The 24,428-nt window shown below is 38.3% G+C and carries 16 protein-coding genes; 11 read left to right on the forward strand and 5 right to left on the reverse strand.

Features of this window, described 5'->3' with window-relative positions; all coding sequences use genetic code 11:
* Positions 1-24: 24 nt before the first annotated feature.
* Entirely contained in the window at positions 25-1,218 is a 1,194-nt protein-coding gene (locus tag BLW74_RS07350; RefSeq protein ID WP_089691094.1) for a pyridoxal phosphate-dependent aminotransferase, read from the reverse strand.
* Positions 1,219-1,445: 227 nt separating this feature from the next.
* On the opposite strand from BLW74_RS07350, the gene BLW74_RS07355 reads away from it, so the two are divergent.
* From BLW74_RS07355 to BLW74_RS07380, 6 genes are all read left to right on the forward strand, one after another.
* On the forward strand, positions 1,446-2,783 hold the full coding sequence (locus tag BLW74_RS07355) for a M20/M25/M40 family metallo-hydrolase (protein ID WP_089691096.1): 1,338 nt from the start codon (positions 1,446-1,448) through the stop codon (positions 2,781-2,783).
* A 97-nt stretch (positions 2,784-2,880) separates the two neighbouring features.
* A complete protein-coding gene (rsmG, locus tag BLW74_RS07360; RefSeq protein ID WP_089691097.1) occupies positions 2,881-3,516 on the forward strand; it encodes a 16S rRNA (guanine(527)-N(7))-methyltransferase RsmG in 636 nt (211 codons plus the stop codon).
* Positions 3,517-3,577: 61 nt separating this feature from the next.
* Positions 3,578-3,982, forward strand: a complete 405-nt coding sequence (locus BLW74_RS07365) for a hypothetical protein (RefSeq protein WP_089691099.1) — start codon at positions 3,578-3,580, stop codon at positions 3,980-3,982.
* The gene (locus tag BLW74_RS07370; protein ID WP_089691101.1) at positions 3,982-4,518 is read left to right on the forward strand and encodes a DUF922 domain-containing protein; all 537 of its coding nucleotides are present in this window, start codon (positions 3,982-3,984) and stop codon (positions 4,516-4,518) included. Before BLW74_RS07365 ends, BLW74_RS07370 begins: the two co-directional genes overlap by 1 nt.
* On the forward strand, positions 4,515-7,202 hold the full coding sequence (locus BLW74_RS07375) for a PD-(D/E)XK nuclease family protein (RefSeq protein ID WP_089691103.1): 2,688 nt from the start codon (positions 4,515-4,517) through the stop codon (positions 7,200-7,202). Before BLW74_RS07370 ends, BLW74_RS07375 begins: the two co-directional genes overlap by 4 nt.
* Positions 7,203-7,386: 184 nt before the next feature.
* Positions 7,387-9,750 (forward strand): patatin-like phospholipase family protein, encoded by a 2,364-nt coding sequence (locus BLW74_RS07380; protein ID WP_089691105.1) that lies wholly within the window; start codon positions 7,387-7,389, stop codon positions 9,748-9,750.
* Between the two features lie 104 nt (positions 9,751-9,854).
* On the opposite strand, the gene BLW74_RS07385 is transcribed toward BLW74_RS07380, so the two are convergent.
* The 4 genes from BLW74_RS07385 to BLW74_RS07400 form a co-directional block, all read right to left on the reverse strand.
* Positions 9,855-11,813: a T9SS type A sorting domain-containing protein gene (locus BLW74_RS07385; protein ID WP_089691107.1), complete on the reverse strand. Its 1,959-nt coding sequence runs from the start codon at positions 11,811-11,813 to the stop codon at positions 9,855-9,857.
* A 160-nt stretch (positions 11,814-11,973) separates the two neighbouring features.
* Positions 11,974-13,152 carry an acyl-CoA dehydrogenase family protein gene (locus BLW74_RS07390; protein ID WP_089691109.1) on the reverse strand — a complete coding sequence of 393 codons (1,179 nt, stop codon included), beginning with the start codon at positions 13,150-13,152 and terminating at the stop codon, positions 11,974-11,976.
* Between the two features lie 128 nt (positions 13,153-13,280).
* Complete coding sequence (locus tag BLW74_RS07395; protein WP_089691111.1) at positions 13,281-14,069, reverse strand: NUDIX hydrolase; 789 nt, start codon at positions 14,067-14,069, stop codon at positions 13,281-13,283.
* A 16-nt stretch (positions 14,070-14,085) separates the two neighbouring features.
* Complete coding sequence (locus tag BLW74_RS07400; RefSeq protein WP_089691114.1) at positions 14,086-15,270, reverse strand: MFS transporter; 1,185 nt, start codon at positions 15,268-15,270, stop codon at positions 14,086-14,088.
* A gap of 176 nt (positions 15,271-15,446) precedes the next feature.
* Between BLW74_RS07400 and BLW74_RS07405 the strand changes: the two genes are divergently transcribed.
* Genes BLW74_RS07405 through BLW74_RS07425 form a run of 5 tightly spaced genes read left to right on the forward strand, consistent with a single transcriptional unit; the run spans position 15,447 to position 24,420 of the window.
* A complete protein-coding gene (locus tag BLW74_RS07405) occupies positions 15,447-18,362 on the forward strand; it encodes a SusC/RagA family TonB-linked outer membrane protein (protein WP_089691116.1) in 2,916 nt (971 codons plus the stop codon).
* A 10-nt stretch (positions 18,363-18,372) separates the two neighbouring features.
* A complete protein-coding gene (locus BLW74_RS07410) occupies positions 18,373-19,911 on the forward strand; it encodes a RagB/SusD family nutrient uptake outer membrane protein (RefSeq protein WP_089692577.1) in 1,539 nt (512 codons plus the stop codon).
* Positions 19,912-19,914: 3 nt separating this feature from the next.
* Positions 19,915-21,339 carry a glycoside hydrolase family 30 protein gene (locus BLW74_RS07415; RefSeq protein ID WP_089691118.1) on the forward strand — a complete coding sequence of 475 codons (1,425 nt, stop codon included), beginning with the start codon at positions 19,915-19,917 and terminating at the stop codon, positions 21,337-21,339.
* 9 nt (positions 21,340-21,348) lie between these two features.
* Complete coding sequence (bglX, locus tag BLW74_RS07420; RefSeq protein ID WP_089691119.1) at positions 21,349-23,571, forward strand: beta-glucosidase BglX; 2,223 nt, start codon at positions 21,349-21,351, stop codon at positions 23,569-23,571.
* 39 nt (positions 23,572-23,610) lie between these two features.
* Complete coding sequence (locus BLW74_RS07425) at positions 23,611-24,420, forward strand: glycoside hydrolase family 16 protein (protein ID WP_089691121.1); 810 nt, start codon at positions 23,611-23,613, stop codon at positions 24,418-24,420.
* Positions 24,421-24,428 lie beyond the last annotated feature (8 nt).

Here is a 24,428-nt window from a genome sequence, read left to right on the forward strand (position 1 = left end):
ATTTTTGATTAGTAGATGTTAATGCTAATTGAATTTGTCTAACAAATCTTTAATTCGTTTCATCGCCTCTCTTAAATCTTCTTCAGAAGCTGCATAAGAAAACCTGATACATTCCGGACTTCCGAAAGAGAATCCGCCTACACATCCTACATGGGCGTTTTCCAACAGGAACATGGCAAAATCATCAGAGTTTTTAATTTCTGTACCGTTCAGCGTTTTTCCGATGTAATGCGAAATATCAGGGAAGAAATAGAAGGCGGCTTTTGGAAGTACTACCTTAAATCCTGGAATTTCTTTGATGAGCTCATAGACCAGATCTCTTCTTTTTTTGAAAGCATCAATCATATATCTGTATTCGGAAGGATCTGTTTTTAAGGCAGTAATAGAAGCTCTCTGGGCAACTGTATTGGCTCCGCTGGTCATTTGTCCCTGTACTTTCTCGCAGGCTTTTGCCAGCCATTCCGGACATGCGGAATACCCGATTCTCCAACCCGTCATAGCAAATGCTTTAGACATTCCGTTGATGATCGCTGTCTGTTCATATACTTCCGGGAATTGAGCGATAGAGGTTGTTTTTGTTTCGTAATTGATGTATTCGTAGATCTCGTCAGAAATGATCGTCACCTGAGGGTACTTTGCAATTACTTTTGCAATGGATTTTAATTCGTCATACGTATAATACCCTCCGGAAGGATTACACGGCGAGCTGAAAAGTATAGCTTTGGTCTTCTCTGTAATGGCTTCTTCAAGCTGCTCTGCAGTGACTTTAAAATCAGTAACATAAGAAGTAGGAAGTATTACCGAGGTTCCACCCATCATTTTAACCATCTCATCATAGCTTACCCAGTAAGGGGCAGGAAGAAGAACTTCGTCACCATCATTGATAATAGCAGCCAGAACATTTAAAATAGCTTGTTTGGCACCATTGGAAACACAAATCTGAGTAGGTTTGTATTCCAGATTATTATCTCTTTTTAATTTATAAACAATCGCTTCACGCAGTTCCAGAAATCCCGGAACAGGAGAGTAGTGGCTGTAATTTTGATTAATGGCATCGAAAGCTGCCTGTTTGATATTGTCCGGAACATCGAAATCCGGCTCGCCAAGAGTTAAACTGATCACATCTATTCCGTTCGCTTTCATTTCTCTGGCTTTGTTTGACATGACAAATGTCTGTGAGTATCCTAATCTTTTTACTCTATCTGAAAGTTTATCCATTGTATTTTTTGAATTTTAACAAATATATAATAAAAACGCCTTGCAGGGATAAGAAAAGTGGAATTGCAGAGAAGATTTTTGTCAGGTTTTGGTTGAAATTTGATGGTAAGATTCATCCATAAAATGGAACAGCAGAAAATAGCAGACACTATACAGATTCACAGACAATAAAAGATGTCGGATGAAATAAAGTGTTTTGTATCTTTAAACAATCTAAGAATGATCCTATGAAGTATTCCGTATTTTTATTGCTGATTTCCTGTACTGCTTTTGCTCAGAAACCATCAAAAGATGATGAAGTGAAAAAATATGTGCGTCAGGTGAATGAAGACTCGCTAAAATCTTACATCGGAAAGATGGTGAGCTTTGGAACCCGGCATACTTTAAGCTCAACAGATGATCCCAAGCAGGGAATAGGTGCAGCAAGAAACTGGGTGATTAAAAAATTCAGCGATTATGCCAAAAACTCCGGTGGCAGAATGGAAGTATACCTCCAGCAGGAAGTCATTCAGCCTGATGGAAAACGAATTGATACAGCTGCTAGCCTCGCGAATGCGGTTGCTTTTTTGAAAGGAACAGATCCTAATGATAAAAGAGTATTCCTGATTGGCGGTCATCTTGATTCAAGGGTAACTGATGTAATGAACCGAACTTCCGCAGCACCGGGAGCCAATGATGACGGCAGTGGAGTAAGCGCAGTTATAGAATCTGCAAGAATATTGAGTCAGTCCTCTTTTCCGGCATCCATCATCTTTGTAGCCTTTTCAGGAGAAGAGCAGTCGTTATTGGGATCTAAGCAGCTGGCGGAAAAAATTAAAACAGAGAATTTGCAGCTGGAAGCGGTTCTGAACAATGATATGATAGGTAATCCCAAAGCAGGAGAAACCGGAGAGGTCAATACCCGTGTTCTCAGAGTGTTCAGCGAAGGTTTGCCTTATAAAGATCTGGACAAAAAAGCAATGACGATCAGGAATCTTGGTTTTGAAAATGACAGTGAATCCAGACAGCTGGCGCGGTATATCAAAGAAATTACAGAGCAGTACGTAAAAGGATTGGAGATTAAGCTGATTTACAGAAATGACAGGTTTTTGCGCGGAGGAGACCATACCAGCTTTGTGAACAACGGATTTCCTTCGGTCAGATTAACCGAGTATTATGAAAATTACGATCATCAGCATCAGGATATCAGAATTGAAAACAATAAGCAGTACGGCGATCTTCCTGAATTCATAGATTTTAAATATCTGAAAAAGAATGTTGCTGCCAATGTAGCTGTACTGGCAAATCTTTCCAAATCAGCATCCAAACCTGAGAAAGTGGAAATGGAAGTGAAACAACTGACGAATTCAACAACCCTGCATTGGGAAAAACCGAAATCGGGAATTCCGTCAGGATATTATGTGCTGGCAAGAGAAACGGATAGCCCGGTGTGGCAGAAAAAAATATTTACAAGAGAACTTTCCATAAAGATTCCGCTTTCAAAAGACAATTATATTTTTGCGGTACAGTCCGTAAATCAGTCAGGGAATCTTAGTCTGCCTGTAATTCCGGGAATTGCGAAGTAATGGTTTGTAAAGAAAAGCCGGCTTTACAAGGGATGGGGAAAAGTAGATTTGAATACAAGAGAAATAAAACTTATTTTTGCGGTTTATAATAATTCACATGTCTGCATCGTTACTATTAAAATATTTCCCGGATCTTACTGAAAAACAGAAAGAGCAGTTCTCCAAACTGGAAAATCTGTACAATGAATGGAATGAAAAGATCAACGTAATTTCCAGAAAAGATATGGAATCGCTGTATGAAAAGCACATTCTGCACTCTTTGGGAATTGCAAAAGTGATGGAATTTGCACCAGGAACCAAAGTTTTGGATATCGGAACCGGAGGCGGTTTTCCGGGGATCCCTCTGGCGATCCTTTTTCCTGAAGTAGAATTTACTTTAATTGATTCTATCGGAAAGAAAATCAGTGTGGTACAGGCTGTAGCAGATGGAGTAGGATTAACCAACGTAACGGCGATCCACGGAAGAGCGGAAAAGCTGAAGGAAAAATTCCATTTTATAGTCAGCAGGGCAGTAACCCAGATGCCGGAATTTTTAAGGTGGCTGAAAGGTAAATTTGAAAAAGAACAGTTTAACGCTAAACATAACGGAATTTTATATTTGAAAGGCGGTGATCTTGCTGAAGAGCTTGCAGGACTTAAATGTGAAATTTTTAATCTTAAACACTATTTTGATGAAGAATTTTTTGATACTAAAAAAGTAGTTTATGTATCAAAAGGTAATTTTAATTCCTGATTTTATGTGAATAAGGAATAATTTTTGCTAATATTTGTTAATAATCAGAAAAGTAAAGGTTATGAAAAAACTTTTAAATATTGGGTTTTCAGTATTCGTTTTGGGCGTGCTTCTGGTTTCGTGTAATGATGATGATTACCACACCATAGAATCTATTGATAAAATCAAAATAGACAGCGTGAAAATCGTAAATGATACCATGGACGTTTTTGCGATACAGAGTATAAAGACGTATTCCACCTATCCGTCTCACTGTGAAGGATTTTATGGATATGATTATGTTTACAACAATAATCTGGAAAGAACCGTTACCTCCTATAAATATATCACAAACGGACCTTGTGCACAGGGAAATTATGTGGGGGCAAGTCAAATAAACTTTAGTCCGCAACGAAAAGGAACCTATACTTTTAAATTCTGGAACGGAGGCAATAACTGGATTACCAAAACAATTGTAGTGGAATAATGAGATTGATATTCGTATTGTGCTTATTGACAGCCCAGGCTGCATCCGGACAGAAGATTTTCTGGGAAGAAGACAAAAAGCTGACCTGGGAAAATTTTAAAAGTCCCGTTAACAGGAAAAAGAATCCTGATATAGCTGCGTATACTCATTGCGGCTGGGAATTTCATTCAATGAAATCCTCCGATCCTAAAGCACCGGTTACCATTACCATCAAAACCCTTTTTCACGAAGATAAATCCTGGAAAGATGTCAAAAAAACGGATGATGATATCCTGCTGCATGAGCAGAAGCATTTTGATATTGCAGAATTGTTTGTAAGAAAATTCAGGAAAGCGGTTGCAGAGAAAATCAGGACTTCAGGAGATTATAACAGGTATTTTCAGTCAATTTATGACGGGATTTCCGAAGATTATAAAAACTTCCAGATGGCGTATGACAGAGAAACCCGCCATGGAATTGATAAAGAAAAGCAAACCGAATATAATAATACGATTTCTGAACAACTAGACAATCTAAAAAGCTATCAGGCCCATTGAAATTCCTCAATAAGATCATCCACGAGCTGCTGGCACAAAACACGGATCTTTCTGCGTTTAATATCATTCTGCCCGGAAAGCGTCCCATTGTGTTTATCAGACAGATTCTGGAAGAAAATAATTATTCCGGCTTTCTCCCCAACTTTTTTACGGTAGAAGAACTCATCAATACAATTGCTGATCGGCAGCCTATTCAGGGAATTCCGCTGTGGCTTTTTTCATTTGATGTCTACAGAAGCCTGAATCTTATTCCCAGAGATGATTTTTCAGACTTTCTGAAATGGTTTCCCACCCTGCAGAAGGACTGGGATGATATTCTCAAGTTCTCCGACAGTGATGAGGCCGTTCTCCAGTATATGTTTGATGAGGAAAGGATCAAAGAATGGGCTCAGGACCTTGGTGAGGATGATGATGTCCCCAGAAAGAAGTTCCTTAATTTCTGGCAGAATATGAATGTTTTTCTCCCTGTTTTAAAAGACAGGCTGCGGGAAAAAAACTGGGCAACCTCGGGAATGATTCATGAAGCTGCTAAAGCCAGAATCGTTGATTTCGCTAAAAATACCAAAGAAGAATTTATTTTCTGCGGCTTCAATGCTTTTACTCCGGTGGAAGAAAAGCTCGTAAGAAGCCTTTTGCAATGGAATAAAGCGCAGTGTTTCTTTCAGGCAGACCGTTATTATTTCGATGACGAAAGACAGGAAGCCGGGAAATTCCTTAGAAATCACAAAACATGGAAAGAATTTGATGATAACAGGGCTTTCCAATGGATAGAGGACGATTTTAACCAGCCTAAAAAAATAAAAGTCTACGAAGTCTCCGGGAATGTTACCCAAACCAAAGTACTGCCTGAGATCTTCAAAGAAATCAATAATAAAACCTATTCCAATACGGCAGTGGTATTGCTGGATGAAAATCTCCTTCCGGCCAGTCTTGATGTAATGCATGGTGTTGATAATTTGAATATTACAATGGGATTCCCATTGAAAAACCTATCGTTCTCCAATGCGGTCAAACGCCTTTTTTATCTGCAGAAACAGCTGGAAAAAAACAAATCTTCCTATTATTACCGAGACGTTTTTCCTATTTTGGAAGAACTTCCGAAATCTGCTGAAGATGAACAGATTATCAATGAGTTTAAAGCCAAAGTAGAAGAAAGGAATATTGTTTATATCTCTAAGAAACTTCTCCACGAATTGCTGGGCGGGCTGTCTTACATCGGACTTCTTCAGAAAGCTGCCGGCACCAATCTGTATCTGGATATGCTGATTGAGTTCTGCCAGCAGGTAAAATGGCTTGAAATAGACGATATTCAGTACGAGAATGTTTCTCACTTTGAAAATGCATTCAGAATCATTAAAAACCAGCTGACCCCCTACAATATCGAGATCAAAATGGAAACGCTGGAAATCCTGATTAACCAGCATATCAATTCTGAAAGTATCGACTTCCAGGGAGAGCCGTTGAGAGGGTTACAGATTATGGGGTTATTGGAAACGCGTCTCCTGAATTTTGAGAACGTTATTCTGCTTTCCGTAAACGAGGGCAAACTCCCTCTTGGGAACTCCCAAAACACCTATATTCCTTTCGATATCCGGAGATTCTTTGATCTTCATACTTTCCTTGAAAATGACAGCATTTATGCCTATCACTTTTATAGGTTGATTCAGGATGCCCAAAATGTGCATTTGCTGTACAATGCGTTAAGTTCCGGAGTAAATACCGGAGAAAAAAGCAGATTTATTACACAGATCGAAATGGAAAGTTCTCATGAGATAGAACATCTGATTATCGAGAACTCTTCCGAACCCATTATGACTCAACCTATCGAAATTGCCAAGACACAGATTGTACAGGAACGTCTTCAGAAATGGAAGGAAAAAGTATCTGCTTCCCATCTTACGAGCTACCTCTATAATCCGATTGATTTTTATCTTTCCAAGATTTTAAATACTTCGGAAACAGATGAAATTGAGGAAGAGCTTTCGATAAAAAATTACGGAAATTTAGTGCATTATTCACTTCAAGAAGTGTATGAGGTTTTAAAGGGTAAAGTTTTAAAAGAAAGTGATTTAAAGAATTCAGTTAAAGCAATAGATCAATATATCAATACGGCTATTGAAAAGCTGAAACACCAGCCGGAATTCTATGAAAAGGGGATGAATTACATCCACAGGGCTATTGCCAAAAAAGTAATTGAAAATGTACTGAATCATGATCTTGAACTCATTAGGCAGGGGAACAAACTCGAGATTATTGATATTGAAAGAAAGTTTGAAAACATAGATTTTCCTCTTGATGGAAATGATAAAGTTTCTTTTTTCGGATTCATTGACCGGATTGATAAGCTGAACGGAACACTTCGAATTATTGACTATAAAACAGCCAGGATTAAAAACCTGAACGTAAAGATTGATCAGGATAATGTAGATGAATATTTTCATAACAGCGACAGAAAGCAGGCACTTCAGCTCTGTATTTATCATTATGTAGTACAGCATCTGCCTGAGTTTTGGGGATTCCCTATAGAAACAGGAATCTGGAGTTTTGCCGATGCTAAAAAGGGAATGGTTTCGTTGCAGTTTGACAAAGGAAATATTGATGATGCCATGAAATCTGTCAAAAGCCTGATCCTGGAAATCCTGAATCCGGATGTTAATTTTGTAGAAACCATAAAAACGTATTAAAGAGATTAATGTTGAACGGATAAGTTTTTTTTATCTAAAAATCAACAGGTTATTGATCTTTAATAATACGTGGAATTCAATTGCTTATTTCGCGAAAATAGCCGTTTAAGCAGGTTACTTTTTTGTGTATCTTTACCCTTTAATCAACTTGTAAAGTTTTCAACAGGATACACAAGAATCACCAATGAAAAAAATTCTGATATTTTTAGCAATTGCTATTTCTCTTATTGTCAAATCTCAGCAAAAGAATGATTCCCTGAATATTGCCCTTCAGAACGTAACGAAAGACACTAAATTTGGTCTTGCGCTCAGTGGTGGAGGTGCAAAAGGATTTGCTCACATTGGAATTCTGAAAATGATCGATTCTTTGGGAATTAAAGTGGACTATATCACTGGCACCAGTATGGGCGGAATCCTGGGAGGATTGTATGCCATGGGATATAATGCTGACCAGCTGAAGCGTACCGTCTATAAAATGGACTGGAACAGGATTCTAAGCAATAAAATCCCTTATAATAAAGTCAATATCAGTGAAAAAGATGAATATGATAAATATATTCTGGAATTTCCGGTAGTAAAAGGTATTCCGACACTTCCCAGCTCCTATATTGAAGGACAGTACATGGGAGAAGTGCTTAATACCCTTACTTTCAATGCAAAACATATCAATGATTTCAGTAAACTGAGAATTCCTGTTCAGCTTACTTCATCCGATATTGAAAACGGAGGACTGGTAATGCAGAAAGAGGGCTCTTTACCTTTGGCTATCCGCTCTACGCTGGCAATTCCTGCAGCTTTTGCGCCTGTTTATATTGACGGAAAACTTTTAGTAGACGGTGGGTTAGACCGTAATTATCCGGCTAATGAAGTTCGTGAGATGGGAGCAGATTTTGTGATTGGAGGGTATACCGGTTTCAGACTTTTTACCAAAAAAGAGATTGAAAACCCGATGAAGATGATCTATCAGACCCATGCCATCCGTTCGGTGGAAGATTTTAAACATCAAAAAGATTTATCCAACATTCTCGTAGATTTTGTAGATCCGCTGGGGGAGATTACAACGAAAGATTTTGCTAAATTCAGAAGGATTATCAAAATAGGAGAGGTAGAAGCCAGAAAACATCTTCCTGAATTTGTAGCCCTTGCGGAAGCGCAAAGAAAATTGGGAATTAAGTATGAGCATACGATGATTGAAGAAGTGAAACTGCCAACAACAAAATTCACTTTTAATGAAGAAGACGGAACCCCTATTACAGATTCGGCAGAGATCGAAGTCCTGAAAAAGCAGATGGGCCTAACAGAAGGAAAGTATTACGATGCAAAAACGGTAAATGAAGCAATAGACCGTGTGTTCGGGATGCGCCAGTACGTCAAGGTGTATTACACCTATACGAATGTAAATGAGGGGCTTGTAATGAATGTCTTTGTGAAAAGAGCAAAAAAAGGCGCTTTTAAGCTGGCTCTGCACTATGATACAGAACAGTCCGTGGGAATTATTGTGAATTATACTTACAGGAATATCCTTCTGAACAGATCAAGATTTCTAGCAACAGTAGATATTTCCGAACGTTTCAAGGCTAAACTGGCTTACCAGCAGTTTTTAGACAGCGGAGAACGTTTATGGCTGGATCTGGAGGCCAAAATGGTGAATCTTAAAAGTAATGATTTGAATTTCAGGCTGTATGATGTAAATGAAGATGGCAGCGACCGTTTCCCCAATCATATGTACCGGAATATTACCGGAAAGATTGCCCTGAATTATAATGTCAATCCCAATGCTTATCTGTCTGTAGGAACAGAATTCAGCACAGAAAGAATGTACAGCTTACTGGATAAAGTAGACCAGTCAAAAGTAGATAATTACAGCAAAAAATTATATAACCACAGCAATTTCAATACTTTTCTGAAGTTTGAGCAGAATAATCTTAATAAAAGATACTTTACAACCAGAGGGAATCATCTTCAGGTGAGTACAAGGTTGTATTATGGTGACCGATATCAGCTTTACGATCTGGCAACAGTACAGCCTCTTTTGAACCTTATTCTAAATCCAAAAGATCCTTATTATTATGAGCCTGAAAATCTGATCTCTTTTACTTTAAATGAGAATTTTTACCATCCAATCACGAGAAGGTTAACGGTAAAAGCCAATGTATTTCTGGGAGCAAGCTTTGGTTCAAAAAGGGATGATCAGGTTCCGTATCTGTTCCTGAATCAGAAATATAACCTGGGAGGCAGTGAGTATAATTATGATCTGCTAAGCCCTGAATTTAATGGGCTGCGCCAGAAAGAGCTTCCGATGACTTCAGTAGCGAAGGCCGCGGTAGCATTTCAGTACAGAATTATGAAAAAACTCTATCTTACGCCTTCATTCAGCTATGGAAAAGTAAGTGAAGAGCTTTCTCCTTTTAATAGCAGTTTTGATATGTTTGGTTACGGAGTAAATCTTGGATATGAATCTCTTATCGGGCCCATCAACCTCAATATTTCCAGAAACAGCCAGCTGGATTTTTCAAGGATCTATTTCAGCGTTGGATTTAAATTCTAAGAAATTTTTGCCTGTCTCCAATATTTTAATAATATATAAAAAGGCACTTCATTGCTGAAGTGCCAAAAATTAACTTGAAATGAGATTATTGAAGAGGATTGTTGCTAGAGTTTTACTTTTTTATTAATCATTTTTCCGTTAGAAAGAGTCGCCTGTACCACGTAGATCCCCGATTCCAGGTTTCTGGATTCAAACTGGGGCTTGTTGACTTCCTGCTGAATGATCAGAGCACCCGAAATATTGTAAATGCTGATGTTTTTAATATCACTGGCAGATCTGGCTACAATCTGCTGTTTTTGAGCATAGATATCCGTATTGCTTTCTGCTGATGGAGTTCCGCCGACTGCCTTATTGAACTGAAGATTATAGTATGGCGTAACGATTTCAAACGTATAGTTTTTATTTTCCAGATCCTGTACGTTGATACCTCCGGCTTCATCATATTGTTTCGGAGAAATACTTTTGATCAGCGTTTTATTTTCGTCGAAAATATGAACGGCTGTAAGTTCTTCCTGGTCTACTTTTAATCGTAAAACGGATGCATTCACAGATTGTACGATTTCGTTTTCAGCAACTTCCTGAGGCGTATTTTTGATGTAAGGAATTATTTTGTTTTCATTATTTTCCAAAACTTTCAATAAATAAACTCCGTCTTTTAAAGCAGATAAATTTTTATCTCCGGCTGTTCTGCTCTGTACCTTTTCTGTATTGAAATCTGTAATATCAAGCAGCTGCATGTTTCCTAAATCCGGTTTAATCTGTGAAGTTAGAAGGGCTGGCTTTTCAGTAGTTTTCACGGTTGACTGCTTACCGAAAATAGATCCTGCAATGGCCCATTCATTAAGGAGCCCGCCGCTTCTCAAAGTATTGAATTTTGCATTGGAAGCCAGCGTGAATGGCAGAATTCCTCCCACATGTCCCAATGGCCCCCAGTAAAAAGAGTCCAGCTTATATTTATTCAGATCCCACCATGGGTAATATCCACGCTGCACCTCAATGGTTTTTGAAGTGTTTTCAGGCGGAATCGCTAAATCTACAGTAGAATGCCCCAATGTCATCGGGGTTTTGTTGTACCAGTCATACACATCTTTAGGTTTCATACATAATCTGAGCTTGTTATTGGGATTATTGGTGACATCATTAACAAAGCTGGTAGTAAAGAGCTTTCTCCATATTACAGGACCCCATAACAGCCCGCCATTATCCTGCACAACATGATAATTGTATTTATCAAGATACTCAGCAGAGATCACTTCGGAAATGTTGTTATTATAAGTTTTATATCCCGTATTGTTGCAGGTATGAAGAACATTTGCAAGGAATGAGGTGAACGGATAAATATCTTTTTCCAGAACGCCTTTATTTAAAGTAACTCCGGAGAAATCATACGGCCCGTCTCCCATGTAGGCATATTTGAATTTAATATTATTGGGATTAGAAATGCTTAATCTTTTTAAAGTAGACATGGCTGCATGAGCTCCCTGAGAATATCCGGCCAGGAAATACTCGTCGTATCGTTTGATGTTCAACTGTGCCAATACTTTATTCGCTGCCGTAATAAAATCAATAGTAGCCCCGGCTTCTGTGGCATAATCTACATAAGGGTGGGTGCCGTCTCCTGTTCCCATCCCAACGTAGTCAGGCGCCATTAAAATATAACCGTTCAGTACGTATGATAATTCAACAACAAATCCGGCGGTTAACGTTCCTTTGAAGTTAGACGGGACATTGTTCCTGCTGTCTGTTGTTCCGTGGTCAGATACCACTGTAGAAAGCTTGAATGGCACATTAGGATACATTAGCAACCCTGTGGCCTTTACAAGAACGTTGTTCTCATTTTTGGTGTAATAGGTGATTTTGTAACCCTTTAAGCCCACATTAAAACCGTTGAGATAGTTCGAAAATTCCGGCGCGTTCTGATCACCAAGATTATTGGCAATAAAACTGATCACTCCCTGTGGGGTAAGATCCAGCTTCTGCTCAGCGCTTACCACATCGCCAGCCTGTTGTGCAAAATAAAAAGGGGCGGTAAGACCCAGTAAAAAAGTCGTAATTTTTTTCATATTGATGATTTTTTGTGCTCATTAAGGTATTAACTTTAATAAAAACTCAAAAACATTAACGCATTAATAATTATTCATTGAATATCAATTCTCCGGAAAGTGAGTAAAATAAAAGAGTCTGACCATTGGCCAGACTCTTTCTTTATAAGTTTGTCTTTCTTTAGAACGCGTTAATTCCTGTAATATCTAAACCGGTGATTAACAAATGTACATCGTGGGTTCCTTCATAAGTAATTACAGATTCCAGATTCGCAGCGTGTCTCATCATTGGGAATTCACCCATGATTCCCATACCGCCAAGAATCTGTCTTGATTCTCTTGCAATGTCAATCGCCATCTTTACATTATTACGCTTCGCCATTGAAATCTGTGCAGGAGTTGCTTTATGGTCATTCTTAAGGTTTCCTAACTGAAGACATAATAACTGAGCTTTCGTAATCTCCGTTAAAAATTCAGCCAGTTTTTTCTGCTGAAGCTGATAAGAGCCAATTGGTTTTCCAAACTGATTTCTCTCTTTAGAATACTGAACAGCAGTGCAGTAGCAGTCAATGGCAGCGCCTATTACTCCCCATGAAATTCCATATCTTGCAGAGTTAAGGCAGGATAAAGGCCCTTTCAGTCCGGTTACACCAGGAAGAAGGTTTTCTTTTGGAACTTTTACATTATTGAATACCAGTTCTCCGGTTTTGGAAGCTCTTAAGCTCCATTTATTGTGAGTCTCAGGGGTCGTAAAACCTTCCATGCCTCTTTCAACAATTAATCCCTGAACCTTTCCTTCCTCATTTTTTGCCCATACCACTGCAATATCGCACAGAGGAGAGTTCGTGATCCACATTTTAGCACCATTCAAAAGATAATGATCTCCCATATCTTTAAAATAAGTTTCCATAGAACCTGGATCAGAACCGTGGTTAGGCTCCGTCAACCCAAAAGATCCGATCATTTCTCCGGCAGCAAGCTTAGGAAGATATTTCTTTTTCTGCTCTTCAGAACCAAATTCATTAATAGGGAACATGACCAAAGAGCTTTGTACCGAAGCAGCAGAACGCACTGCGGAATCTCCTCTTTCCAATTCCTGCATAATCAGACCATAAGAAATCTGGTCTAATCCTGATCCTCCGTACTCAGCCGGGATGTAAGGCCCCAGTGCGCCGATTTTCCCCAATTCTCTCATAAGATTCGGTAAATCCGTATGATTCTGGGCGGCCTGATCTATCTGCGGCATTACAAAGCTTTCTACCCAGTCTCTTACAGATTGGCGGATGAGTTTGTGTTCTTCGGTAAGTAAAGCATCAATTCCGTAATAATCAGGGATGCTTGTAAGAGGATAATATGACATGATTTTTTGATTTTGTTAAAAATAACATTTTTCGTGATGTCTGGGAAATTTTTTTAAAAACTTGTTTTAATACTGATTTTCAGAGTAATAATGCTATTTTGTATGTGATTTTGGTTAAATTTATAATTTTAAGACTCCTCATCATTTGAGATGGGATACTGATTGGTCGAATTATGTACTTCAGTTTTAAATTTATACAGATAAGGCGCTTTATTAGCGGAACCGTCATAGAGTTTTTCCATTCTGTCCAGAATATTTAAACTTAAAATTTTTCGCTGAAAGTTATTTCTTCTGAATTTCTGTCCCAAAATAGTTTCATAAAGTGCCTGAAGATCTTTCATGGTAAATTTTTCCGGAAGCAGATTACTGGCTGCAACTTCGGTATTGATATTCATTCTCAGATATTCCAGACCGGTTTCGATAATTCGGTCATGGTCAAATGCCATCTTGGGTAGATTGTTGACTTCAAACCATTCGCAGCTTTCATTGAAAGCATCAGGAAAAGTATTGGCCAGGGAAAAATCAATAAGACTGCAATAGCCCACCGTCACAAAACGCTGAAAGATCCAGTGGTCTTCAGGTACAGTTATTCCCTTATTTTTAAGCAGAATCTGGTGGACATTATTTTCTGTGCGGTCTATTCTTCCAAACGTATGAAACTGTTTCAAAAATAATCCTTTAAGATGGGTCCGTTCATATAAAACCCTTTCAGCAGCCTCTCTTAGGTCTTCATCATTAAAAACAAAACCACCCGGAAGTGACCACAGATCCAGATCATGATATTTCAAAAGCAGAACTTTCAGAATATTATTATGAAAGCCGAATATAGTGCAGTCTACAGAAATATGTGCTACGAAATCTTTAGTATCGATAAGTTCCCGAAGCGTTTCTTTACTTTTTGTGTCTTTGATTTTCATGGGAGTAAAAATAAAACTATTTTCTATTTGTGACAGTAAAATATATTAAACTAATCACAAATAGCAGAATTACAGATGATAATATGTATAAAGGGTAGTAGTTTAACAATTGTTTTTCGAATAAAACGGCCATAATAATTGAACTTACAGAGCTGCCCAGAGAAGAAAAAATCACAATCAGGGAGGTGAATAGATTGATTTTATCTTTATCCACCTGAGCAATCATTCTTGAGTTGATTACCGGGTAGAGTGGTGAAAGGAAAAGACCAATTACCGGGAATAAGAAGAGAAGCATTCTTGAATCTTCAGAGTCCAAATATTGTATGGCAACTATTATAGTAAGCAGGGTAATAATCAAGCCCATACACGTGATATAGTATCTTGATAATGCAAACCTTTTGATAATATTAGCTGTAGCAGTTCTTCCTGCATAAGAAAAAACGGAAAGGAAAGAAGTCGCCTGAAGCGCAAAAAAAGAATTGACTTTCAGATGGTTTTTATAAAAAGAAGGAAGCCACGAATTAAACCCCTGCTCAACAAAAACGATAAAAAACACCACCGCTAAAAATAAAGCTACAGCAGGTGTGGTAAATCCTGACAGTTCCGAGAGAATACCTGTATTTTCCATAGGTTTTGATTCCAGTATTTCTATCTTTGAAAGGAGAAAAATGGTAAATGCCGATAGCAAGGCAATCAGTAAGAAGCCAAATTTCCAGAATTCTGAATACTGGCTGGAAATAACCCATCCAAAACCGGTATTTACTACAAAAATTCCAATCATAAAAGAAGCTTCCACATTATTCATGGTTTTCGCCAGAGATTTTTCATCCGAAATATTGTTCCTGATAATTCCAAAAACACAGATTTTGCCAATAGCAAAACAGGCTCCTATGATAGCAAACCATAGTTTATAAAACCAGAAAACCTTCACAAAAGGAAGAAGACAGGAGCAGAATCCCACTATGGCAAGTGCTAAAATCAAAGCTTTTTTAGGCCCGGTTTTGTTAATAAAGCTTACCGCAAAAAGTGAAATGAACGCAATAGGTAAATCTTTAAAAGACTCCAGCAGTCCCAGTTCTCCATAGGTGATTTTCTCTTCTGATAACTGTAGAATCACAAGTCCCATACAGTTCAAAACCATTGAAAAAATAAGGAAGGTAAGTTTTAAAGGAAGAGAAATTTTTGAAGGCTTGACGATCATTTTGGGAGATAACTTTATTGATTTTTTATGATAATTTATGAAATATTGATGCTAAGATAGGGCTTCTAACCCTGAAAAATAAAAGAAAAATTAAAATATTTATGAATAGAATGTTAATTAATTAAAAAAAAATATATTTTTATTGTCTCAATTTGAGAATTAAACAATAACTGTATATGAATGTAAGAATAACAAGAAGCGTAGGAGTGGTTGCCGTCCTCTATTTTACGGCCAACTTCAGTGCCCAGACCACCAAGGCGAAGGACACCATTGCTAAAGAAAACAAAATAGATGAAGTGGTAGTCATCGGTTACGGTACTCAGAAAAAGAGTAATGTGACAGGAGCTATTGCAAGTATTAAAGCCAGCGACATAGAGAATGCTCCTACGGCGGGCAGACCGGAACAGATACTTCAAGGAAGGGCAGCCGGAATTTCGGTCGTATCAAATTCTGGTCAGCCAGGAACTGCCGCTACAGTTCGTGTTCGTGGTATTACCAGTTTTGGGGCCGGAAGTAATGATCCTTTATGGGTAGTAGATGGAATTGTAGTGGATAATATAGGGTGGTTAAACCAATCTGATGTTGAAAACATTGAAGTCTTGAAAGATGGTGCTTCTGCGGCTATTTATGGTGTCTCTGCAGCAAAAGGAGTTATTTTAATCACGACTAAGAAAGGTACCAAAGGAAAACTGGGACTGTCTTATAATGGTTTTTTCGGCGTTGGAACAGTTTCTAAAAAGCTGGATCTGCTAAATGGTTCACAATACGCAACTATTATGAATGAGGCATACCTCAATGACGGTTTGAAACCGGTGCTAGGAGATCCCTCTTCATATGGAACAGGAACAGACTGGCAAAAACAGATCTTCAACAGCGCACAGCGTCAATCTCATGAATTCAGTATTAATGGAGGAAACGACAAATCTACCTTTTATTCATCCTTTGGCTATTACGATCAGCAAGGTATTGTTTTAAGGGATATTTCAAACTATAAGAGAGTCAATGCCAGATTAAATTCAACACATAAAGTATTTGACTTTTTGACAATAGGGCAAACATTCGCATATACCCATACAAGATCTCAGGGTGTTACAGATAATGGAGAATTTGGAGGACCTTTAAGTTCTGCAATAAATCTGGATCCACTAACACCTGTTATTGTAACTAATGGAATTAATAACGAACCCAATTTCAGTGACTATGTTAATAATCCAAACTATGTAAGAGATCCTAATGGAAATCCATATGGAATTTCTCAATATGTTAGTAAGGAAATGAGCAATCCGCTGGCTTTCAGACAAACTAAACTAGGAGGATATAAGTGGTCTGATGATATTATTGCCAATGTATTTGCTGAGCTCAAACTGAATAAGCACATCACTTTTAAGTCAAGTGCAAATGGAAAACTTTCCTATTGGGGCGAGCAGGTATTTACGCCCACCAATTATTTGAGTACTGCTAATAAAAATGATATCAATAATTTATTCAGACAGACCGATAAAAAGTTTGAATGGAGTACTGAAAATACATTAACCTATCAAAATAAGTTTGGATTACATAGTTTAAATGTTCTATTAGGACAGGGCTATTATGAGTATAATATCTCTTCAGGACAAAATATAAGATTTACAAATCTTCCTGTCAATAATTGGGAAGATGCGTCTTTCAATTTTGATATTGCTCAGGAAAATAAAACAGGTAATGCCTGGGACGGAAAACAGACCCACAAAGCTTCTTATTTTGCAAGAGTAGTTTATGATTATGATAATAAATACCTTTTCACAGGGACTATCCGTAGAGATGGGTCTTCAAAATTCGGAGGTAATAACCACTGGGGGAATTTCCCGGCAATGTCACTAGGGTGGAATGTTTCTAACGAAAATTTTTGGCCGGAAAATAAAGTAATTACCAGTTTTAAATTGAGAGGAGGATACGGAGTACTGGGTAATGATGCGATAGATGATTTCCAGTTTGCTAACTTCCTGGTTGCCGGAAGCAACTATACATTTGGAGATAATATAATCCGGGTTGGTTATGCACCAAGTACCCTTGAAAACCCTAACTTAAAATGGGAAAGAACTTCACAGCTTAATATTGCAACAGACATTAAGATTTTCAGAAATTTTGATCTTAGTGTTGATGTCTACAGAAAAAAGAGTACGGATATCTTAAGAAGAGTTGAGCTTCCAGGCTATTTAGGTTTAATCAATAACCCATTTAGAAATATTGGCGATATGAACAATGATGGGGTTGAGGTAAGCTTAGGATATAAAAAGAACTGGGGAGACTTCGGATTTTCTGCAAATGGTAATTTTGCCTATTTGAAAAATGAAATTACAAGACTTGAAGATAACAGACCTTATGTAAACTTTGCCAGTTTCCAAACCTTAGGAACTGTTTCCAGACTACAGGTTGGAGAATCATATGGTTCTTTCTATGGATATAAAAATCTTGGAGTATTTCAAAACCAGGCTGAAATTGATGCCTACAAAAATGCTAATGGAGCCTTAATTCAGCCTAATGCAAAACCTGGCGATTTTAAAAGACTTGATGCAAACGGAGATGGTGTGATTGATGAGAAGGATTTCGTAAATCTAGGTAATTCTGTACCGAAATATACATTCGGTTTAACTATCAATATGAATTATAAAAATCTGGATCTGATGATTTTTGCTCAAGGACAGGCCGGAAATAAAATTTTCCAGGGGCTGAGAAGGCTTGATATTCAGGAGGCTAACTACCAGACCGCAATTTTAGATCGCTGGACAGGAGAAGGAACATCCAATACCATTGCAAGAGTTACCAGAAACGATGATAACCAGAACTATACAAGAATGTCAGACTACTATCTTCAAAAGGGAGACTATCTACGCTTAAAATTAGTTCAGGTAGGATATACATTATCTAAAGATGCTGCAAAAACCATTGGAGCTTCAAAAATAAGATTTTATGTGACGGCAGAAAATCTGGTGACTTTTACAAAATATACAGGCTATGATCCTGAAATTGCGGGTACTGATACCTATGGTATAGACAGAGCTTTCTATCCACAGGCGAGAACCTTCCTTTTCGGAGCTAATGTTCAATTTTAACGACAAAAAAATGAAAAATAGAAGATTAATTTATAAAAGTATATCTGTTTTATTGTTAACAGGTATAAGTTTTGGAGCAGTATCCTGTGATAAAGGAAACCTTGAAGATGTAAAAAATACGGGTACCTTTGATTCAGGCAACTATTTTAAAAATGAAGAACAGGCATTTAGTGGTCTTGTAGCGACCTATGATATGCTGAGAAAATATTCCGGAGGATTTGAAAATATGGTAACCTTCTTCAACGGAGCTTCTGATGATTTCTACTCAGGAGGGGGAAACTCTTCAGACGGTGCAGGAATTCAGGGGTTTTCCAATTATTCAATTAACCCTATTATTATGCCTGCAAGTTATTGGAAAGATTATTATCAGGGAATTGCTAAGGCTAATCTTTTATTGGATAGAATTCCTAGTGCCAATATGAATGATCAGACAAGAAAAAGATTTATCGCAGAAGCTAAAGTCTTGAGATCATTATATTATTTTGAACTATTAAGAATGTTCAGAAATATTCCTATGATCTTGAAACCTGTATTGGCTACCGATGATTTTTATAATATTCCTCAGGAAGATCCTGCAAAGGTATATGCGCAGATAGAAGCTGATATCGTTTCAGCTTTACCGGATCTTATGATGGTTCCTTCCGGAGCAAGTGAAAAAGGAAGAATAACGCAGGGGACAGCCCACGCTATTTTGGGTAAAATCTATCTGTATGATAAAAAGAATACTGAAGCAGCTGCCCAGTTCGAAATGGTGAATGGCACGCCAGGACAAACAAGCCAGTATGGATACAAATTAGTCAGCAATTTTGCAGACTTATGGAAAGTTGATAACAAATTTACAACAGAAGCAGTGCTTGAGGTAATGCATACCAACGTAAGTAATGCAGACTGGCCGTTTTGGGGTTCAGGAAAAGACGAAGGAAATTCCGTTAATGTAATGTTAGGGATTAAATCTTATGGACGTGTTGCCAACGTGCCTAATAATGATGCACCTGATCTTTATGCAAGTTGGGGATTTAACCCGGTTACAGATGATTTATTTAATTTTATGCAGGGAGATCCCCGTTTGGATGCTACTATATTTAATGGTAAAAAATTTAAAGATGAGGGAAAGATTACTTATTCGCCCGGGTATAAAGACACCGGATATTTCTTAAATAAATACCTGCCTAGAAATGCTGATAAATCTAATCTTCCAGGGCCAACAGAGCTTAATTTCCGTCAGAATTATATTGCCATAAGATTAGCAGATACTTATTTGATGGAAGCAGAAGCCTTAGGAGGAGCAGGAGCAAGAGCCCAGGCTTTATTAGATGCAGTAAGAGCAAGGGTAGGATTAGCATCCGTTCCTGTTTCTTTACAGGCCATTAAAGATGAAAGAAGAAGGGAGCTTGCAGGAGAAGGACACCGATGGTTTGATCTTGTAAGATGGGGTGATGCTCCAGCAAAATTGGGAGCAAGAGGATTCAAAACAGGTAAGAATGAAATTCTGCCGATTCCATTCAATGAATTAACAAATACTGTTTTAAAGCAAAATCCTGGATACTAAAATATGAAGTTTCACAACTTATATAGTTTCTTTAGAGGTGCCGCACTACTTAGTGGTGTGGCACTTTTTCCTTTATCATGCACATCAGTTGCTTCACATAAAGGAAACGAAGTACAGTACTGGCTTACAAAAGGCGATGAAAGTGTAAAGCTGCAGCAGCAGACTTCCGTTAAATTTGTAAATAATGCCAACAGCTTTCAGAATATTGAAATTGATGATGCTCAAAAGTTTCAATATATTGATGGCTTTGGATATACATTAACAGGAGGAAGTGTTGAGGTCATCAACCGGCTGTCGCCTTCCAAAAGAAAAGCACTGCTTAACGAACTTTTCGGTAATGATAAAAATTCAATCTCTATCAGTTATTTAAGAGTAAGCATAGGGGCTTCCGATCTTGATGGCGAAGTTTTCTCTTATGATGATCTTCCTGAAGGCCAGACTGATGCTTCCCTTTCAAAATTCAGTCTCGCAAAAGATAAAGCGTTAATAGCAATGCTGAAAGAGATTTTAGCAATCAATCCAAAAATTAAAATCATCGCAGCGCCATGGTCCGCTCCGGTTTGGATGAAAGATAACGGAAAATCTAAAGGAGGAAGTCTGAAACCTGAATTTTACGGAACGTACGCCCAATATTTCGTGAAATATATTCAGGGAATGAAGAACGAAGGAATTACCATTGATGCGGTAACTCCTCAAAATGAACCTCTGCATCCGGGAAACAATCCGAGTCTGTATATGCCGTCCGGGCAGCAGGGAGATTTTATTAAAAATCACCTTGGTCCGGTTTTTAAAGCCAACGGAATAAAGACTAAAATTGTTGTATACGATCACAACTGCAACAAACCTGAATATGCCATCGACATCTTAAAAGATTCAGATGCCAACAAATATATAGACGGATCTGCTTTTCATTTGTATGAAGGTGATATCTCTGCATTAAGTACTGTACATGATGCTTTTCCGGACAAGAATTTATACTTTACTGAACAATGGACCGGCTCAAAAGGTACTTTCGCAGAAGACCTGAACTGGCATACGAAAAATATCATTATCGGTTCCATGAGAAACTGGAGCAGGATCGCTTTAGAATGGAACCTTGCCAATGACCCGGAATTTGGTCCGCATACAGCTGGTGGATGTACAGAGTGTAAAGGTGCCATTACTGTTTCCGATAGGGAAAACTTTACCAGAAATGTGGGCTACTATATTATTGCACACGCTTCAAAATTTATTCCTGCAGGGTCACAGCGTATTGCCTCCACACAAACAGATAAGCTTTCTACGGCGGCGTTTAAGACTCAGTTTGGGAAAATAGTTCTAATTGTTCAGAACAACAATAAAGAAGATGAAAATTTTAATATTAAATTTGCCGGCAAAACCGCTGCTGTAACAATTTCGGGACGTTCTACGGCAACTTATATTTTTTAATTTGATACTATGAAAAGAGTTTATTTCTTACTTGCATTTTCCGCATTTGGACTGAATGCTTACGGACAAAAGACAATTGATCAGAAAGTTGCCGAATTGCTGTCTAAAATGACTCTGGAAGAGAAAGTAGGGCAAATGGTTCAATATAGCGGATTTGAATACGCCACAGGACCGCAGCACTCTAATTCAGCGGCAGTTTTAGACGAAATTAAAAAAGGAAAAGTTGGTTCTATGCTGAATGTGGCTGGCTCCGAAGAAACAAGAGCTTTTCAGAAGCTGGCCATGCAGTCAAGACTGAAAATTCCTCTATTGTTTGGACAGGATGTAATCCACGGGTATCGTACCACATTTCCCGTGAATCTGGGACAGGCAGCAAGCTGGGATCTTGAAATGATTGAAAAATCTGAAAGAATAGCTGCTACGGAAGCCGCCGCGTACGGCATTCACTGGACGTTCGCTCCAATGGTGGATATTGCCAGAGATCCGAGATGGGGAAGAGTAATGGAAGGTTCCGGAGAAGATACTTATCTGGGAACAAAAATCGGACTGGCAAGAATCAAAGGATTTCAGGGAAGAGGTTTAGGAAGTCTTGATGCAGTAATGGCCTGTGCCAAACACTTTGCGGCATATGGAGCAGCAGTGGGCGGAAGAGATTACAATTCCGTGGATATGAGTCTAAGACAGCTGAATGAAACCTATCTTCCCCCATTCAAAGCTGCAGCAGAAGCTGGAGTAGCTACTTTTATGAATTCTTTTAATGACATTAACGGCGTTCCCGCAACTGCGAACCAATATATTCAAAGGAAACTATTAAAAGGAAAATGGAATTACAAAGGCTTTGTGGTTTCAGACTGGGGCAGTATCGGGGAAATGATTCCTCATGGTTATGCCAAAGATGCCAATGAAGCCGCAGAAAGGGCCGTACAGGGGGGAAGTGATATGGACATGGAAAGCCGTGTCTATATGGCGGAACTTCCAAAGCTGGTTAAAGAAGGAAAAGTAAACCCTAAACTGATTGATGATGCGGCAGGAAGAATTTTAACCAGGAAATTCGAAATGGGGCTTTTTGATGATCCTTACAGGTTCAGCAATGAGAAAAGGCAGAAAGAACAGACCGATAATCAGGAAAACAGAAAATTCGGAAGAGCTTTCGGTTCAAAAAGTATTGTTCTTCTTAAAAATCAGGGAAATATTCTTCCTCTTTCAAAAACGGTGAAAACCGTTGCTCTGATCGGGCCTTTCGGTAAAGAAACAGTGGCTAATCACGGTTTCTGGTCTATTGCGTTCAAAGACGACAATCAAAGAATCGTTTCACAATTTGACGGAATCAAAAATCAGCTGGATAAAAACTCCACTTTATTATATGCCAAAGGCTGCAATGTAGATGATCAGGATAAAAGCCAGTTTGCCGAAGCTGTAGAAACCGCAAAAAAAGCGGATGTTGTTATCATGACACTGGGAGAAGGCCATGCGATGAGCGGAGAAGCAAAAAGCAGAAGTAATATCGGATTTACAGGCGTTCAGGAAGATCTACTGAAAGAAGTTGCCAAGACGGGTAAGCCTATCATTCTGATGATCAATGCCGGAAGACCTTTAATTTTCAACTGGGCTTCGGACCATATTCCTGCAATAATGTACACATGGTGGCTGGGAACAGAAGCCGGAAATTCTATTGCAGACGTTCTTTTCGGTACCGTAAATCCGGGAGGTAAACTTCCAATGAGCTTTCCGAGAACAGAAGGTCAGATTCCTGTCTACTACAATCATTATAATACAGGAAGACCCGCAAAAAATAATTCAGACAGAAATTATGTTTCAGCCTATATAGATCTTGATAATGATCCGAAATATCCGTTTGGTTATGGCTTAAGCTATACAGATTTTAAATATTCTGATATGGTTTTAAGCGCGGCAAGCCTTACTGGAAATCAAACCCTTAATGTTAGTATTACTGTTTCGAATACCGGAAAATATGATGGGGAAGAAGTGGTACAGCTTTACATCAGAGACCTTTTTGGAAAAGTTGTACGACCTGTAAAAGAACTGAAAGGTTTCCAGAAAATATTCATTAAAAAAGGAGAAAGTAAAAAAGTAGACTTTAAGCTTACTCCGGAAGATCTGAAATTCTTTGATGAGGATTTGAATTTTGACTGGGAAAGCGGAGAATTCGACATTATGGTCGGAACCAATTCCCAAAATGTTCAGACCAAAAGAATTAACTGGACAAAATAAATTCAATAGCAATGGGCTTTAGCCAAAACTTTAATAGACATGAAAATCAAATTCAGGAATATCATCACGATAAGTGCAGCAGGAATTTTCTTATTTTCTGTACTTAACTGTGCCTCAAACAAACCGGATTCTGGCAGAACTTTGATTTGGAACGATGAATTTAATGGAAAAGGACTTCCGGATTCACTCAAATGGAATTATGATACTGGAGGAAGCGGCTTTGGAAATGAAGAAGCTCAGTTTTATACCAAAAACAGGCTTGAAAATGCCAGAATGGAAAAAGGGAATCTCATCATTGAAGCCAGAAAAGAAAACTGGGAAGGAAGTAAATATACCTCTGCCAGACTGTTAACCAAAGGAAAATTTTCTTTTCAGTACGGAACCATTGAAGTAAGGGCAAAACTTCCCAAGGGCCGCGGAACCTGGCCTGCCATATGGATGATGAGCGAAAATATGAAGAAATGGCCGGATGATGGCGAACTGGATATTATGGAACATGTTGGGTTCAACCAGGGATATATCCATGCTTCTGTTCATACCAAAAAATACAATCATATTCAGGGTACCCAGAAAACGGATACCCTGTTTGTAAAAGATGCAAGCGAAAAATTCCATGTCTACAAAGCTGACTGGACGCCGGAAAAGATAGACGTTTATATAGATAACCAAAAATTTTTCACCTATCTGAATAAAGAAAAAAATAATGAAGCATGGCCTTTTGACAGACCTTACTTTATTCTTTTAAATCTTGCCATAGGAGGTTTTTGGGGCGGAAAAGAAGGTATTGATGATACAGTTTTTCCACAGAAATATTACATAGATTATGTAAGAGTCTATAAAAATAAATAATGAAAAGG

It is taken from the genome of Chryseobacterium culicis, from assembly GCF_900108365.1.
Lineage (GTDB): Bacteria > Bacteroidota > Bacteroidia > Flavobacteriales > Weeksellaceae > Chryseobacterium > Chryseobacterium culicis.